The organism is Shewanella aestuarii (assembly GCF_011765625.1).
Lineage (GTDB): Bacteria > Pseudomonadota > Gammaproteobacteria > Enterobacterales > Shewanellaceae > Shewanella > Shewanella aestuarii_A.
Map to the genome: position 1 here is coordinate 2,657,393 of NZ_CP050313.1, position 19,279 is coordinate 2,676,671.

At 43.0% G+C, this 19,279-nt stretch carries 4 protein-coding genes; 2 read left to right on the top strand and 2 right to left on the bottom strand.

Features of this window, described 5'->3' with window-relative positions; all coding sequences use genetic code 11:
* Positions 1-14: 14 nt before the first annotated feature.
* Positions 15-1,484 carry a capsule assembly Wzi family protein gene (locus HBH39_RS11735; protein ID WP_167678475.1) on the bottom strand — a complete coding sequence of 490 codons (1,470 nt, stop codon included), beginning with the start codon at positions 1,482-1,484 and terminating at the stop codon, positions 15-17.
* 267 nt (positions 1,485-1,751) lie between these two features.
* Here HBH39_RS11735 and HBH39_RS11740 point away from each other — a divergent pair, with 267 nt between their 5' ends.
* Together HBH39_RS11740 and HBH39_RS11745 are read left to right on the top strand one after the other, a co-directional pair.
* Positions 1,752-3,464: a formate--tetrahydrofolate ligase gene (locus HBH39_RS11740; RefSeq protein WP_167678477.1), complete on the top strand. Its 1,713-nt coding sequence runs from the start codon at positions 1,752-1,754 to the stop codon at positions 3,462-3,464.
* Between the two features lie 889 nt (positions 3,465-4,353).
* A complete protein-coding gene (locus tag HBH39_RS11745) occupies positions 4,354-8,400 on the top strand; it encodes an EAL domain-containing protein (RefSeq protein WP_167678479.1) in 4,047 nt (1,348 codons plus the stop codon).
* A 63-nt stretch (positions 8,401-8,463) separates the two neighbouring features.
* On the opposite strand, the gene HBH39_RS11750 is transcribed toward HBH39_RS11745, so the two are convergent.
* Entirely contained in the window at positions 8,464-19,254 is a 10,791-nt protein-coding gene (locus HBH39_RS11750) for a fibronectin type III domain-containing protein (RefSeq protein ID WP_167678481.1), read from the bottom strand.
* Positions 19,255-19,279: the final 25 nt, after the last annotated feature.

Genomic DNA, 19,279 nt, shown 5'->3' on the forward strand with positions numbered 1-19,279 from the left:
AACTGAATTAAAAACTAGAAGTCTCTTTTCCAGCCTGCATAAATCGTCGTTTCCCAATCATGATCTTCATTGGTATCAGGATAGGCGCTATAACCAACAGTGCCACCTAGCTTTAACATACCGTTAAATAATGGGCGGTGATAACTAGAATCAAATTGATATAGCTGCTCAAAGCGTCCTGGCGAAACTGGATTTCCACCAATTCCAACATTAACATCACTACCATCAAAGTTTAATTTTGCAATACGTACTTTGTTATTAAAGCTTTGAGCATCGCCCAACTGAGTAATTGTACCAATGACAATCACTCTAGAATCATTATCATATGTACTACCTAAACTGCGTCCATAATACCGATAACCACTTTTATAAAAACCGTGTTCATACATACAATTGTAAACATCTGATTGAATGCCACAAGCTGCAGCTGTGTCAGAATACTCAGCAAAGAACCGCGTGTTTACACTTGATATAAACACATCTACCCCGCCCATATTCGAGGCGTTAATCAGTTTATGCTTTTCATTATGGTAATCTTCATGAATTCGTTCATAGTATATTCCATATGGTACGCCCCATGCGGTATCAGACCATCTAAAATCGTATCCCGCCAGCATATTCTCTTGACCGTTTTTAACTTCACCTTCAGTTTCACCACCATTGAATAAACCATTCCACCAATCAGATAAACTATTTCCGTAACCTTCCCCACCCCATTGCATGGTCCATGAAAAACCAATTTCGAGTTTAGGTATCGGACGAAGTGTTCCCCTTGCCCCCCAATGTTTTGTATCGGGAACGTATCGATCACTTTCCATTTGGCTAAAGCTAGTGGTAAAAGTCCAAGGTCCAATCCAATTTAGCCAAGGCGTTTCAAAAGCATAACTATTATTGCGCGAAAATGTGACTCCAGGCATTGGCCTAGCATTAGTCGTTTGAATTAAACTACTGTCCCAGCCTGGCCCCCAGTATTTTTGCACTGCACCACCGGTAACAATCCAATTACCTAGTTTAAAAGCTGCAAAACTATTATCTAATCGAGATTCATTACCATCAATAGCATCATAATGATAACTAGCATTGACTTTGCCACTAAACCAATCTTGTGTCATTTCTACACTGACTTTCAATTCAGCCTTATCTCGATAATCGTTACCAAAACCAATGAAACGTGCTTGTTCATTTGCACTATTAACCTCTAATGAAACATTAGTTCTTTGGTGAGCTTTTTCATAAGCATTGATCACACGAGTATAAGTTTGTTGTTGTACTAATGTGAGTGATTGTAATTCTGTGCTATCAAGGTCTTGCTTGAGACCCGCCCACATTAATGGATAGGTATTCACAGGTTGTACAATAACACCGATATCTGATAAATGCTGGATATCTGCGCGTAAAGAAAGATCTGTAGGCTCTACCCACCAGGCCGATTGAGCACTAAAACTCGCAAATAATGCAATCCCAGCGATTGGTATGAATTTCATTAGACAGCTCTTTTGTTCGGGAGGAAATGACTGTGTATTTTAATCATTTTTCATAATAAAAGTAAGCAAATAGCTAGAAAAACTAAACTAAAGCGACAACCATTCACAAATTAATTTTCTGGAACAAATTCTTTCCAAAAACTTTTTCCTACCTTTCCTTTTTCATAGACACATATCTTGGTCAACATCATTAAATTTGCCACTATGTATTCAACAATAAAATGCATATTAAGCCGATAAAACTAAAATTAAGTAGGTATAACGTTAATGCAATCTGACATTCAAATATCAAATCAACATCTCTGCTTACCCATTACAAATATCGCTACCGATCTAGGGATTAATGCGAGTGAATTAACCTTATTTGGTAACACTAAAGCCAAAGTATCTTTATCCATCCTTAATCGACTAGCTAAAAAAACACATGCAAAACTGGTCATAGTTACCGCCGTCACACCAACGCCCTATGGTGAAGGTAAAACCGTCACAACAATTGGACTAACGCAAGCTATGAAAGCCATTGGGATAAATAGCTGTGCCTGCATTCGTCAACCCAGTATGGGGCCCGTATTTGGCACCAAAGGAGGTGCTGCGGGGGGCGGATATGCCCAAGTCGTGCCAATGGAAGAACTCAATTTACATCTCACAGGTGATATCCATGCTGTCAGTAGCGCTCACAACCTAGCCGCTGCAGCGATTGATGCCAGACTTTATCATGAAGAGCGACTTGGCATTGAAGCCTTTGCCGAACAATCAGGGTTAGCACCACTCAATATTGATCCCCAGAATATTTTATGGAAAAGAGTGGTTGATCATAATGAAAGAAGCTTGCGGCAAATTGAAGTTGGATTTGGCGAGATGAATGGACCTATTCATACCTCAGGATTTGATATTACTGCGGCATCAGAGTTAATGGCGATTCTTGCATTAAGCAAGAATATGAAAGATTTAAGGTCTCGTATTGGCCGGATTGTATTGGCTTTAAACAAAGATGGCCAGCCAATCACAGCCGAGCAGTTAGGTGTTGCAGGTGCGATGGCCGTGATCATGCACGACGCAATTGAGCCAACCTTAATGCAAACCCTTTCAGGAGCTCCTTGTTTTATTCATGCTGGTCCCTTTGCAAATATTGCTCACGGTAATTCATCAATAATTGCTGATGATATTGCACTCAGATTGGCTGATGTGGTGATAACCGAAGGTGGATTTGGTTCAGATATGGGATTTGAAAAATTCTGCAATATTAAAGTTAACAATTCAGGAGTGACGCCAGATGCGAGTGTTGTGGTTGTTACTTTAAAAGCCCTAAAAGCCAATAGCGGAATTGGATCAGAAAAATGCGTCAATGAACCAGATTTAAAAAGACTCAAAGCCGGTTTTAAGAACCTTGAATGGCATATTGATAATGTATCTCGTTATGGGATCCCTGTTGTTGTCGCCATTAACCGTTACCCTGAAGATACCGATGACGAATTAACTTGGCTGCAACAGAAAATAACTCAGACAAAGGCATTTGGTTCGTCGATCAGTGAAGCGTTCGCAAAAGGCGCCGCTGGCGCAACGCATTTAGCAGAGATTGTTAACTTGGCGACGCAACAGCAAAGTCATTTTAAACCTTTATATTCAAATGATGACAGCATCGAATCAAAACTGATGACATTAACAGAATTAATGTATGGCGCGGCGAATATGACGCTATCTGATAAAGCACAACAGCAATTAAGCTGGCTGAAACAACATGGCTATGAACATTTACCCATTTGCGTCTCTAAAACGCCTATGTCATTAAGCCATGATCCAAAATTAAAAGGTATTCCAAGAGGTTATGACTTTCCAATTTCAGAATTTAAACTCAATGCCGGTGCTGGTTTTATTACCGCATTAGCCGGTAAAGTCATGACAATGCCAGGACTTGGTTTACGTCCGGGATATTTAGATGTTGATATTGATGAGCAAGATAAGATTATTGGTCTTGCTTAAAGAAATAGATAACTCTTATCCCAAGGTTTAACCGTGATTATCACCTTTAATAATATTCACTTACGTTGGATTATAAAACCGATACAAGCTAATAAAAAGCTTGTCATAAAAAAATGCCTATCTAGCTCTGGCTGACAGGCAAAAAATGTGGACTAGCGAAAAATCGATGTGGAAAGGAGTCAACCCCACCGACAAAGTTAAGCCTAGCTCAAGATGTCAAAAAATACATAATATTCTTTGCAAAAAGAATCGAGTAAGCAAGAGGCTGACACTAATGATACTGTTTGCATAGGTTAAAAAAGTATACTGAAAAAACAGAAATGACTCCTCAACACCCATTAGCAGAGGGCGTCGTCCAGCCGCCCTAATAACTTATCTTTATCACGGACGGGGTTTGGAGCCGGACATAAATCTTTACTGCGACAACAGAGACAATCCAACTCACAAATCTAAAAAGGCATATTTTTCTTTTCATGACAGCAACTACGACAAGTCAGCAACTTGGTGCACAGCGGTTCGAATTTCACTAAGTGCTTACCTTGCACCTTAGCTTTTTACTCCAGCTTAATAGCAAATCCATGCTATGGGGCATTCGCTATGTATTTCGCCAGTTTAGGGTTAAAAGATTGATAAAACCTTTAAACAATTCCAACCTATATGCTAACTTTAAGTAATGAAATTTATATTTATTAGACTATTTCTACAGAGTCAATAAATTTTAAACAATAGGTTAATAATTTTCTATAGTTAATGGTTTTGGTAAAGAGCATTAAGGATTATTTTTATTGTTGCTCAAATTCAATAATAAAAATGTAAATATATTAACTGTGGATTATGCAATACTATTTATTATAGGGTTTAGCCTTTAGGGTTTAGGGTTTAGGGGTAAATGAATCACAGTTATTTTTGGAATTCTTCTCATCAAATCGTTGCCCTTGCTGCGGTATACCTAATATTAGGTATTGCAGGTCTAGAGCTTACTACTTCTGCTGGTTACGGAACTGTCATATTTCCTGCAGCTGGCCTCGCTGTCGCACTCGTCTTGTATGGTGGAGTAAGATTGCTTCCCTTAATTTTCTTGGGTTCAATAGCAATTAATTTTTGGATAACATACAGATTACAGACTATCGATTTAAAATCTGTTTTTCTTGTACTTGTGATTGCTGTCGGTGCAACAGCTCAAGCCTATATCGCCCACCTCCTCGTAAAACGATCAGGAATAAAATGGAAAGAACTAGCGAAGCTTCGTGATATCACTGTATTCGTTCTATTAGCAGGACCTATCGCGAGTCTGATCTCAGCAACTTGGTCAAATATGGCGTTTTACATATTTGATGTTATAAATACTAACCTCATTCCTTCAGTTTGGTTCAGTTGGTGGATTGGGGATACTCTTGGCGTAATCTTATTTGCTCCTATTACGCTACTGCTACTATTTAGAAAGCATTCTCTAGGTCAATATCGTATCAAAACAGTAGGACTTCCTACTCTCTTAGCGCTAATAGTCGTTTCTATTTCTTATTTTTACTTTGCTCATAATGAAAATGTTCAGATAAATAGACAGTTAGAAAAAACAGGCTCAATGATAAAACACCATATTCAAAAAGAGTTAAAAGAGTATGTTACAGCCTTAACAACACTCAGTAATTTGATAAATATTTCTCCTGATCTTACTTTCACTCAATTTAATAAATTTACTCAAAGTTTATTAACCTTAAGTCCAGATTTACATCTGGTCAGTTGGAATCCTTACGTTTCAAACTCCGAAAGAAATCACTTCGAATCAGAAATGGCTAAAATATTTGGCCAGTATGAAATCAAAGAACTGGGCCATCAGGATAGATTCATTCGTGCACAAAAACGTGATTACTACGTTCCTGTTGCATATATTTCTTCGTTTAACGATAACAACGATGTATTGGGTTTCGACATTGCATCAAATACTCTCCAGTTTGATGCTATAAAAAAGGTGCTTGAAACTGGAGAAATGTCAATCACGTCGCCCATACTTCAAAAGGATGGAGGGGGTTCCAGTATTTCAACAATATTCATATCCCCTATAAAAAAAACAACTGATAATAATCAAAATAATGACATATCCGGCTTTGCGGTAGCGATGCTGCAGATCGATAAAATGATGAATCATTTAAATGATCATATTGAAATGCAAGACATTGGATTTGAACTTCAGGACAAAGAGGGTAACACTACTGGCACACCGCTATATCGTAAGAATATTTCTAATCCTTATCATAATAATAAATTCCTATGGAAGACTGATATTGATTTAGGTAATAGAACTTGGCAATTAGCCATTTTCCCCGATGTCGAGTATATCGAGTCCTATATCCCTTTATTTGCCTGGCAAATATTGTTAATAGGGTTAATTATAACTAGCTTGTTGCAGATACTATTACTTGGTATTACTGGACAACACTATCTCGCTAAGACTGCTCTAGAACAAAGTGAATCTGACTTGCAGTCAATATTAGATAACTCCCCTTTTTTGATATGGCAAAAGGACCAGAAAGGACGCTATCTCAACATCAATAAAAAATACGCAGATACACTAGCATCACAGGGAATAAATAAGGTCATAAATAAAACAGACTTTGATATTTGGCCAAGAGAAATCGCTGAAGGCTATTTTAGCGATGATCAAGAAGTCTTATTGTATAAAACAACAAAATATATTCCAGAAGAGCCAATACTCGATGGAAATCAATTGCGATTTACAGAAACGTACAAAAGCCCACTATTTGATCATTACGGAAATCTCAGAGGAACAATTGGATTCTCCCATGACATTACTGAACGTAAAAAAATCTATCAACAACTAGTAGAAAGTGAAGCACGCTTTAGCGAGTTATTCAAATATACGCCAATTGCATATCTTTGCTTAAGTCCAGAAGGAATGTTTATTGATGTTAATCAACAGCTTTGTGAAATGTTAGGTTATTCACAAGAAGAATTGCTACATCAGAACTTTTCAGATGTGTGGTTTGATGAAACTAGAACTGAATATGAAAGTATATTTAAGGCATTTAACGATGTTGGTCAGATAAACACCGAACTCACGCTAAAAAAGAAAGATAATAAACTCATTATCGTATTGTTAAGTGGCAGAATCCAAAAAGACACAGAAGACAATTTAGTAAAAGCGCATTGTGTTCTTGCTGATATCACCGAGCGAGAAAAAATGGCGCAAGAAATGCGCATATCCGCAATTGCCTTTCAGTCTCAAAATGGCATGTTTGTAACCGATGCCAGCGGTAACATTCTGCGAGTAAACGATGCATTTACGCTTATCACTGGCTACACCAGCGATGAGGTTATCGGGGAAAACCCGCGTATTTTAAGTTCAGGAATACATGATGCTAACTTCTATGATTCGATTTGGAAGTCAGTAAATAAAACCGGTTCTTGGCAAGGTGAAATATGGAACAAGCGCAAGAATGGTGAACTATATCCAGAGCAGCTAACAATCACAGCAGTAATGAATGCTAATGAAACAATTACGCATTATGTAGCTAACTTAACTGATATCACCAATAAAAAGGCAGCTGAAGCTGAAATACACTCCTTGGCATTTTATGATCCCCTAACCAAATTACCCAACAGAAGTTTATTCATGGAACGTCTAACTCATGCAATTGATTTAATTGCAAGAACACAAAATAAAGGGGCGTTATTCTTCCTTGATATCGACCACTTTAAAACTCTGAATGATACTCTTGGGCATCAATTTGGTGACCAATTATTACAACAAGTCGCTTTAAGAATTAAAGAGAATTTGCGAGAACATGACACTGTTTCTCGATTCGGTGGTGATGAGTTTGTTGTTTTGTTAGAAAACTTGAGTAAAGATAAAAATGAGGCCCTTGAAGATTCAAAAAATATAGCAAACAAAATTTTATCAGCTCTGAATAAGCCTTATCAATTAGGAAAAAACAAATATCAATGCGGTACGAGTATAGGTATGACCATCATTGATGATGAGACCGCACCAGATATATTACTGAGTCATGGCGATATCGCGATGTATCAAGCTAAAAATAATGGACGAAATTCAATATGTATTTTTGATCCCCAAATGCAATATGAACTCAATGAGTACTCGAAATTAGAACAAGAACTGCTCAGAGCCTTTGAAAAAAAACAGTTCCAATTGTATTACCAAATGCAAGTTGATCATTCAAAAAAACCATATGCTGCAGAAGCTCTGATCCGTTGGATTCACCCAACACAAGGCCTGATTTCGCCAAATAAATTTATACCTGTCGCAGAAAAATCAGGACTTATAATTCCAATTGGGGATTGGGTTATTCATTCAGCTTGTTCTCAATTAAAGTTATGGCAACAACAAGAAAAGCTAAAGGATTTTGTTTTATCTATCAACGTCAGTGCCAAACAGCTACATCAAGCTAATTTTGCTGAAAAGGTTGAATCATTAATTCGGATGTTTGATATTAACCCTGAGTTACTGAAGTTTGAACTAACAGAAAGTATGTTGCTGGATAATCTAGCAAGCACAATTAACATCATTAACGCTATAAAAAAACTAGGAGTGAAGTTCTCCTTGGATGATTTTGGAACTGGCTATTCCTCATTACAATACCTCAAAATTCTACCACTCGATCAACTCAAAATAGATCAATCATTTGTAAGAGATATTGTTGAAGATGAAAATGACAGAACAATTGTGCGAACAATCATCGCGATGGCTAATAACTTTAACATAGGCATTATTGCTGAAGGTGTCGAAACGAATGAACAACTAGAGATATTGAAAACAGAAGGTTGTAATAAGTTTCAAGGATACTTGTTTGGCAAGCCTGTTCCTATTGAACAGTTTGAAAATGCTATTTTGGCATCCTCTTCTCCCAAAGATAAAGAATCCATACTGCGCGACGCGGATGTCACATTGCGGCATTAACGTTGTAGTGCATTGATATTCAAGAGTAATCCTCAGTTAGCTCCTGCCTGAGGATGTCAAAAATCAAAACTGATAAAGAAAATGAAATTGGTAGCTTAGGATATCGTTAGGTGCTATTGCGTAATAATTAAACTCTAGCCCCATCGACCAATTTTCAAAAATTTTATAATCTAAGCGCAAACCTGCGTACCAATCAATACCATCAAGCTCAGTAGTTAAGCTTTCGTCTTGCAAGTCACTATATAACTCTGACTCCCAAAAAATCACACCCAAAGGTAAAGAAAACCGCCAGTTCTGAGATTCTGTTAAAGTTAATCTGGCACCGATTGAAGCTCCGTCAGGTAACACTGGAGACACTGTTTTCATGGACTCATGAAACTTACCCGAATCTATGGTTTCTCCAATTATTGTTGCCTCTCCTTCGCCAAGATCTAAATATCCTATTTCAAATGTGAACAATGAATTAACTCGATATCCAACATGAATACCAAAACCGATGTCTGAGTTATCAAAGCTATTGATATATCCTTGTGTTACCCGCTGCTGAAGATCCATTTTAGATATATCTGCTTTGTTAAAACTGATATTAACATCTAAGTACCAAGGAGAAGCGACTTCCTTTGCTTGTGAGGAGTTAAGCCCGAGAAGTAGAACGAGAAAACACGAACAAATAGTAAACCAAGTTCTGCGTAGTAGAGCAAATTCAAAATTAACCAACATACTTAATTTGTGACGTACTAATAGGATAGGGATTAATAAACATATCCATAACCAATGTACACTTCCACCACCAGAACCGTTGTCCAAGACAAGAGTTTTAAATGCCTTCACATTAATCGTGACATTCGCAGTAGCTTCCCCGCCCTCACCATCAGTAATGGTATAATTCACAATGTCTACCCCTTCAAAACCAGATTTAGGGGAATAATGTAGTAAATTATTTTGAATCATTACGTCCCCCTGTTCAGCACTCGCCTCAATCAAAGTCAATTCTTGGTGATCTGGATCTGTATCATTACTCAGCACATCAAGTATTAAAACAGTCTTATCATCTGTGCTTGCAATATCATCTATAGCAAAAGGAGCACGGTTTCCGACGACAGTTACAACAAGTTCAGTAAAGGAGCTACCACCATTACTATCACTGATGGTATAAAACAATTCATCTACACCAATAAAATCATCTGCAGGAATATAAGTAATGACCTGATTATCTTGCACAATAACGCTACCAAACTGACTAATCACTTGCTTAATTGATAGAGGGTCATCATCAGCATCTATGTCATTAGCTAATACATCAATGTCTGTGTACTGATTCATCGGCACAATTACCGCATCAGCAATCGCTATGGGGGCATGATTGTTATTAAGCATCACAGCAACACCGCCTAAATCAACAATAGTCCCATTAAGCAAGCCGTCAGCATCATTTGGACCACCATCCTCTATTGTTAGTTGTACACACCAGTGACCTTCAGTTAATCCCGGTTGCCATTCTGCAGATAATGGTGGTGGACAATTGCCAAGAGATCCCAAACTAGAACTCAATAAGTTGTTGCTATTTTCAATAAAAGTAGCCCATATTCCTTGATTGAATTTACGATATACAGCATTGGTTGGTAAGGGCAATTGCTGAGGAAGAACGACAGAAACGGATTCGCCCTTACTCGGCAAGCTGGTTATATTGAAATCAAAGAGTCCTTTTAAAAATATCACTTCTTCATCATGTGGGACGGCATCTAAAGAAATTTCAATTCCGTCATTCCCCTCTCTTATCGCAGTATTCCCTAACCCTAAACAAGTACCTGGTTCACTTTCAGCTAAAATGGCTGTCATACCATTTATAGGAGGATTAAGTTGTATGACATTACAGGTATTAGCAATTTCAAGATAATCGGGAATACCATTACCACCGTTATCGGCAAAACCTTCTTCAATATCTGGAATTAAATCGCCATCAGAGTCATTGTCAGTAAGTGAAGAAAACTCATCTTTTAACAATAGTGTCATCTGTACAGATGTGGATAATTGTGGTTCACCATCATCGGTTACAATGAGGTTAATTATATAACTTCCTTCATCAAAAAGATGTGGTTCAAAATAATTACCTTGCTCGTCCGTTTCCATAACTAGAGGTTTTAGCAACCACTCTTCATCAAGATTATCTTGAGCATTTAAATCATAGATTTGTGCGTCTATATACACTTTACCATCTTGCTTACTGATTTGACTTCTCGCCTCACCAGCTTGGGTCACTAAAATCTTGGCATTGGGCGCTATATTGGTATCAGTAATCTTAAATCTTGCAACATTATTCGCAGCGAGGTTTAGGGTTGGAGCTAAACTAACGATCAACTCCTCATCTGATTCAGCTGCCCCTTCATCAATAATATTGAAAACTAGGCTAGCAGTAAGCCCTGTATCAATAATAAATTCCCCTTCAACCAAATCATGATCATTAGCATCAGCAGAGCCCCCAAGAGTAAATGGAATACTCAACGGATATTGAGGAGCTTCACCATTTAAAAGAACAGATATTTCAGCCTCATTGCCTTCGGCTAAAATGCCGTCACGGCTTATAACTGACACTAAAGGGTTAACAGTTACCTTTTGTGCCTTAATTGAAGTAAGTCCCTGGCTATCTGTTGCTTTCCAATAAGCAAAATGCTGACCCGGAGAAAACAATTGATCCGGGTTAATAAGTGAAACTGAAAGTTGATTTCCGTCTTTGTCGACAGCCGTTGCAACACCAAGATTTAACTTTGTTTTAAGTCCTGTTGCATTTGCTATCACTTCTGGTGGAACCGTTATAACTGGAGCATCACTGGAGCTTACACCAGTAATTAATAATTGCACTCTGGCATGACTTCTACTTTTATGGCCGTCTGAGATCGAATATCTCATAGCAACGGGGCCCACAAATCCCTTAGGAGCCAGATACTTTATCAGTGAACCTTCTATTTGAACTACCCCAAGCTCGGTAGCAACCCCCTCAATCTGCAAAGGATCACCATCGACATCAAGATCATTATCTAGTACTGCAAAATTATAACCACTTTCAGATACCTCCATAATGTATTCATCATCTATCGCTTCTGGGGCATCATTAATTGCTGTAACTCGAATACTAATCACTCCAACATTAGAGCTAAACTCTGCATCCTTGGCAATAAACCTGACACTATCACTACCATTAAAGTTGGCATCTGGCGTATATAACCACATTGAACCATGTTGTTCTAATATTCCATATACAGGTTTTTCCACTATTTCAAAAGTAACTTCATCGCCATCTTCATCTAAAGCAGTAAAGCTAATTAGCGCAGAAGAATCTTCTTCTAAAGTGATAACGGCATCACTAGCTAAAGGAGCCGAATTTACTGCAACAACAGTGAGCGTGAATGTTTGAGTGTCATATAAGCCAGCTTCATCAGTAACCCTTAACTCAATATAATGCTCTCCAACATTTTCGCGTTTAGGTACACCAGTTAACTCTCCAGTCACTGAATTAAAGATTAACCAATTGGGATGCTTTTCAGCACTGTATGTGAGTGTATCCCCAATATTATCTTTAGCCTTTAATGTATAGAAGTAACTCGCATTCTGCTCAGTATTTAATATAGGGGTAGAAATTATTACAGGTGCACCATTTGGCGTCACATCATTTGATGCACTTGAGCTATCACTTTCCCCTGCGGCATTGGTGGCGGTGACACTGAAGGTATAGGTCGTGCCGTTGGTTAATCCGGTCACGGTCAATGGCGAACCTGTGCCGGTGGCAGTCAAGCCGCCGGGATTGGAGGTCACCGTATAACTGCTGATGGACGCCCCGCCATTATTGCTCGGGGCGCTGAATGTCACTGTCGCTTCACCATCACCTGCCGTTGCCGTGCCGATGGTGGGGGCTGATGCTGCGACGCCATTAACGGCAAAGCTTTGGGTCACCTCGGGGGCAGCGGCATAAGCAGCATTACCCGCTTGATTGGCATTAATGGTACACGTGCCGGTTGCGACAAAGGTTAACGCGCCACCACTGGTGATGGTACAGACGCTGGGGGTTGATGACGTAAATACCGGGGTTAACCCTGAGCTAGCAGTGGCAGATAATGTCGGTGATGTTCCAAAATCTTGCGAGCCAGGATGATTAAAGCTAATGGTTTGACTGCCCTGTGGCGTCACTTCATTGGATGCGCTTGAGCTACTGCTTGTCCCTGCGGCATTGGTGGCGGTGACACTGAAGGTATAGGTCGTGCCGTTGGTTAATCCGGTCACGGTCAATGGCGAACCTGTGCCGGTGGCAGTCAAGCCGCCGGGATTGGAGGTCACCGTATAACTGCTGATGGACGCCCCGCCATTATTGCTCGGGGCGCTGAATGTCACTGTCGCTTCACCATCACCTGCCGTTGCCGTGCCGATGGTGGGGGCTGATGCTGCGACGCCATTAACGGCAAAGCTTTGGGTCACCTCGGGGGCAGCGGCATAAGCAGCATTACCCGCTTGATTGGCATTAATGGTACACGTGCCGGTTGCGACAAAGGTTAACGCGCCACCACTGGTGATGGTACAGACGCTGGGGGTTGATGACGTAAATACCGGGATTAACCCTGAGCTAGCAGTGGCAGATAATGTCGGTGATGTTCCAAAATCTTGCGAGCCAGGATGATTAAAGCTAATGGTTTGACTGCCCTGTGGCGTCACTTCATTGGATGCGCTTGAGCTACTGCTTGTCCCTGCGGCATTGGTGGCGGTGACACTGAAGGTATAGGTCGTGCCGTTGGTTAATCCGGTCACGGTCAATGGCGAACCTGTGCCGGTGGCAGTCAAGCCGCCGGGATTGGAGGTCACCGTATAACTGCTGATGGACGCCCCGCCATTATTGCTCGGGGCGCTGAATGTCACTGTCGCTTCACCATCACCTGCCGTTGCCGTGCCGATGGTGGGGGCTGATGCTGCGACGCCATTAACGGCAAAGCTTTGGGTCACCTCGGGGGCAGCGGCATAAGCCGTATTACCCGATTGATTGGCATTAATGGTACACGTGCCGGTTGCGACAAAGGTTAACGCGCCACCGCTGGTGATAGTACACACCCCAGTGGTCGTGGAGGTAAATACTGGGATTAACCCTGAGCTAGCAGTGGCAGATAATGTCGGTGATGTACCAAAATCTTGCGAGCCAGGATGATTAAAGCTAATGGTTTGACTGCCCTGTGGCGTCACTTCATTGGATGCGCTTGAGCTACTGCTTGTCCCTGCGGCATTGGTGGCGGTGACACTGAAGGTATAGGTCGTGCCGTTGGTTAATCCGGTCACGGTCAATGGCGAACCTGTGCCGGTGGCAGTCAAGCCGCCGGGATTGGAGGTCACCGTATAACTGCTGATGGACGCCCCGCCATTATTGCTCGGGGCGCTGAATGTCACTGTCGCTTCACCATCACCTGCCGTTGCCGTGCCGATGGTGGGGGCTGATGCTGCGACGCCATTAACGGCAAAGCTTTGGGTCACCTCGGGGGCAGCGGCATAAGCAGCATTACCCGATTGATTGGCATTAATGGTACACGTACCAGTTGCGACAAAGGTTACCGCGCCACCACTGGTGATGGTACAGACGCTGGGGGTTGATGACGTAAATACCGGGATTAACCCTGAGCTAGCAGTGGCAGATAATGTCGGTGATGTTCCAAAATCTTGCGAGCCAGGATGATTAAAGCTAATGGTTTGACTGCCCTGTGGCGTCACTTCATTGGATGCGCTTGAGCTACTGCTTGTCCCTGCGGCATTGGTGGCGGTGACACTGAAGGTATAGGTCGTGCCGTTGGTTAATCCGGTCACGGTCAATGGCGAACCTGTGCCGGTGGCAGTCAAGCCGCCGGGATTGGAGGTCACCGTATAACTGCTGATGGACGCCCCGCCATTATTGCTCGGGGCGCTGAATGTCACTGTCGCTTCACCATCACCTGCCGTTGCCGTGCCGATGGTGGGGGCTGATGCTGCGACGCCATTAACGGCAAAGCTTTGGGTCACCTCGGGGGCAGCGGCATAAGCAGCATTACCCGCTTGATTGGCATTAATGGTACACGTGCCGGTTGCGACAAAGGTTAACGCGCCACCACTGGTGATGGTACAGACGCTGGGGGTTGATGACGTAAATACCGGGATTAACCCTGAGCTAGCAGTGGCAGATAATGTCGGTGATGTTCCAAAATCTTGCGAGCCAGGATGATTAAAGCTAATGGTTTGACTGCCCTGTGGCGTCACTTCATTGGATGCGCTTGAGCTACTGCTTGTCCCTGCGGCATTGGTGGCGGTGACACTGAAGGTATAGGTCGTGCCGTTGGTTAATCCGGTCACGGTCAATGGCGAACCTGTGCCGGTGGCAGTCAAGCCGCCGGGATTGGAGGTCACCGTATAACTGCTGATGGACGCCCCGCCATTATTGCTCGGGGCGCTGAATGTCACTGTCGCTTCACCATCACCTGCCGTTGCCGTGCCGATGGTGGGGGCTGATGCTGCGACGCCATTAACGGCAAAGCTTTGGGTCACCTCGGGGGCAGCGGCATAAGCCGTATTACCCGATTGATTGGCATTAATGGTACACGTGCCGGTTGCGACAAAGGTTAACGCGCCACCGCTGGTGATAGTACACACCCCAGTGGTCGTGGAGGTAAATACTGGGATTAACCCTGAGCTAGCAGTGGCAGATAATGTCGGTGATGTACCAAAATCTTGCGAGCCAGGATGATTAAAGCTAATGGTTTGACTGCCCTGTGGCGTCACGCTGTTTGATGCACTTGAGCTATCACTTTCCCCTGCGGCATTGGTGGCGGTGACACTGAAGGTATAGGTCGTGCCGTTGGTTAATCCGGTCACGGTCAATGGCGAACCTGTGCCGGTGGCAGTCAAGCCGCCGGGATTGGAGGTCACCGTATAACTGCTGATGGACGCCCCGCCATTATTGCTCGGGGCGCTGAATGTCACTGTCGCTTCACCATCACCTGCCGTTGCCGTGCCGATGGTGGGGGCTGATGCTGCGACGCCATTAACGGCAAAGCTTTGGGTCACCTCGGGGGCAGCGGCATAAGCAGCATTACCCGATTGATTGGCATTAATGGTACACGTACCAGTTGCGACAAAGGTTACCGCGCCACCACTGGTGATGGTACAGACGCTGGGGGTTGATGACGTAAATACCGGGATTAACCCTGAGCTAGCAGTGGCAGATAATGTCGGTGATGTTCCAAAATCTTGCGAGCCAGGATGATTAAAGCTAATGGTTTGACTGCCCTGTGGCGTCACTTCATTGGATGCGCTTGAGCTACTGCTTGTCCCTGCGGCATTGGTGGCGGTGACACTGAAGGTATAGGTCGTGCCGTTGGTTAATCCGGTCACGGTCAATGGCGAACCTGTGCCGGTGGCAGTCAAGCCGCCGGGATTGGAGGTCACCGTATAACTGCTGATGGACGCCCCGCCATTATTGCTCGGGGCGCTGAATGTCACTGTCGCTTCACCATCACCTGCCGTTGCCGTGCCGATGGTGGGCGCATCTGGCTTCACCCCATTAACGGCAAAGCTTTGGGTCACCTCGGGGGCAGCGGCATAAGCAGCATTACCCGATTGATTGGCATTAATGGTACACGTACCAGTTGCGACAAAGGTTACCGCGCCACCACTGGTGATGGTACAGACGCTGGGGGTTGATGACGTAAATACCGGGATTAACCCTGAGCTAGCAGTGGCAGATAATGTCGGTGATGTTCCAAAATCTTGCGAGCCAGGATGATTAAAGCTAATGGTTTGACTGCCCTGTGGCGTCACTTCATTGGATGCGCTTGAGCTACTGCTTGTCCCTGCGGCATTGGTGGCGGTGACACTGAAGGTATAGGTCGTGCCGTTGGTTAATCCGGTCACGGTCAATGGCGAACCTGTGCCGGTGGCAGTCAAGCCGCCGGGATTGGAGGTCACCGTATAACTGCTGATGGACGCCCCGCCATTATTGCTCGGGGCGCTGAATGTCACTGTCGCTTCACCATCACCTGCCGTTGCCGTGCCGATGGTGGGGGCTGATGCTGCGACGCCATTAACGGCAAAGCTTTGGGTCACCTCGGGGGCAGCGGCATAAGCAGCATTACCCGCTTGATTGGCATTAATGGTACACGTGCCGGTTGCGACAAAGGTTAACGCGCCACCGCTGGTGATAGTACACACCCCAGTGGTCGTGGAGGTAAATACTGGGATTAACCCTGAGCTAGCAGTGGCAGATAATGTCGGTGATGTACCAAAATCTTGCGAGCCAGGATGATTAAAGCTAATGGTTTGACTGCCCTGTGGCGTCACGCTGTTTGATGCACTTGAGCTATCACTTTCCCCTGCGGCATTGGTGGCGGTGACACTGAAGGTATAGGTCGTGCCGTTGGTTAATCCGGTCACGGTCAATGGCGAACCTGTGCCGGTGGCAGTCAAGCCGCCGGGATTGGAGGTCACCGTATAACTGCTGATGGACGCCCCGCCATTATTGCTCGGGGCGCTGAATGTCACTGTCGCTTCACCATCACCTGCCGTTGCCGTGCCGATGGTGGGCGCATCTGGCTTCACCCCATTAACGGCAAAGCTTTGGGTCACCTCGGAGGCAGCGGCATAAGCAGCATTACCCGATTGATTGGCATTAATGGTACACGTGCCGGTTGCGACAAAGGTTACCGCGCCACCACTGGTGATGGTACAGACGCTGGGGGTTGATGACGTAAATACCGGGATTAACCCTGAGCTAGCAGTGGCAGATAATGTCGGTGATGTTCCAAAATCTTGCGAGCCAGGATGATTAAAGCTAATGGTTTGACTGCCCTGTGGCGTCACTTCATTGGATGCGCTTGAGCTACTGCTTGTCCCTGCGGCATTGGTGGCGGTGACACTGAAGCTATAGGTCGTGCCATTGGTTAATCCTGTCACGGTAATGGGCGAACTGGTGCCCGTCGCGGTTATGTCACCGAAACTAGCTGTCACGGTATAACCTGTAATCGCTGAGCCGCCATTACTGGCAGAAGCAGTAAAAGTCACGCTTGCTTGTGCATCTCCAGCGGTTGCAATGCCTATGGTTGGGGCACTAGGAGCAACAATATTACTTACTGTAATAGGATTTCCAGTCACATCTTCAATCGATAAGCTTGGATCTGCGCCAAGGTTCCAATCTTCAGCAGCAGCGAAATTATAGGTTGTTGCGCCCACCGAACTCGTACCATTTTGATTGAGCCGACTAATTAAGGCGCTTTTATCTGTCGCATTTAGTGTGATTGAAAAGCTAGTACCAGATGTGATTTCAACGTCAGGGGACGTCAGCGTGTAACTACTCGAATCACCACTTATAGTGAATTTAGCCACATTGATGTCATTCATCCCCCCAGCGTATTTAAGCAAGCCTGTTCCCGAAACCACAAGCACTCCCGAAATTGCATCATACGTTGCACTCGATATCGCTGGTGATGGAACGTTCGATACAGTAAGAGTATTGGTTAAATCCTCAATATCCGCGCCTGTCACGTCAGAATTCCAATCATCCGCTGCAGCTAGGTTATAAGTCGTGCCGCTGGTTGAACTGCTACCATTTTTATTAAAAATAGTCTCGATAATGTCATAATCAGTGGCGTTAAGGGGTACTGAAAATGAAGTTTGGCTCAACACTTCGACATCAGGTGACGTAAGGGTATAAGTGAAACCACCTTCTCCTGTCATTGTCAATTGACTCACATCAATATCATTATTAGCCCCTAGTACTGAAACAAAGTTAGTTCCAGTTACAGTCAAAGTATGTGTACTACTATCATAAGCAGCTGATGTTATGGTCGGTGCTGCGATATTTGAAACCGTAATTCCATTACCCGTTAAATCTTCTGGTGCAGAAGCAGTTGAATTCCAATTTGCAGCTGCAGCTAAGTTATATGTAGTTGCATTGGTGGAACTTGTGCCATTTTTATTTAATAAACCATTGATAGCCAATTTGTCTTCTGCATTTAAAATCACAGTAAAAGCTGTGGCACTGCTAGCCTTTACATCAGCACTTGTTAGTGCATACAAGCCCCCATTGTTTCCCGTCAGAGTTAGATTGCTAACATCAATATCATCTCCAGAAGTTATATTCTCTGCAGTTACTGACAATAGGCCAGTATCAGCATCGTAAGTGGCGCTAGTAATTGATGGGATCCCTGCAGATGCGACCTCAAAAACGAATTTATCGAATAAAAATTGTTCCCCATACTTGAAAGCTATAACAGAATAAAAACGAACTTCATCTACATCATCAAAACCGTTATCTAGTGCAACAACTTTTTGCTCATTAATACTAAAAGGAATACTTTGAGTTGCAACAGAGACACCATCTCTAAATCCCTCAACAAATAAAGAAGTAGTATCGCCTCCTAACTCAGTCACAATAACACTTTGAAAATCGAACTCTTGACCATCAGCTTTTTTAACGATAAAACGAACACCTGTCCCGAAAAAAACTCCATCAGCCTGATAGTACACTCCCCCATATGGTGTTCCGATACCCAATTGTTCAGGACTGATATAAATGATATTCCTATCAACGCTTTCTTCGTCGTGAGGAACTTCTGGAAAACCATCATTATTCTCATCGCCAAAAATCAAAAATCCTTCTTTTTCGTACATTCGAGAATCTATACCTTCGTCAAAGGCATTTTTATTAATACGATTATTTTGAGTAGTTATCCCTAATGTAGACAAATCAATTGTCACTATTGCTGAAATGGCAGGAGAGCTTATGAGCAGACCACATAAAATCAAGACAACACAAAATATTTTATGTAAAAAAGAAAGTAGCTGAGGAGGCGTGATGATCAAAACCTTTACTCCTTTTTTATCTAGC

Bases quoted from the DNA above. Each gene is read 5' to 3' on its own strand.
- HBH39_RS11735 (WP_167678475.1), bottom strand. From the start codon at position 1,484: ATGAAATTCATACCAATCGCTGGGATTGCATTATTTGCGAGTTTTAGT.
- HBH39_RS11745 (WP_167678479.1), top strand. From the start codon at position 4,354: ATGAATCACAGTTATTTTTGGAATTCTTCTCATCAAATCGTTGCCCTT.
- HBH39_RS11740 (WP_167678477.1), top strand. From the start codon at position 1,752: ATGCAATCTGACATTCAAATATCAAATCAACATCTCTGCTTACCCATT.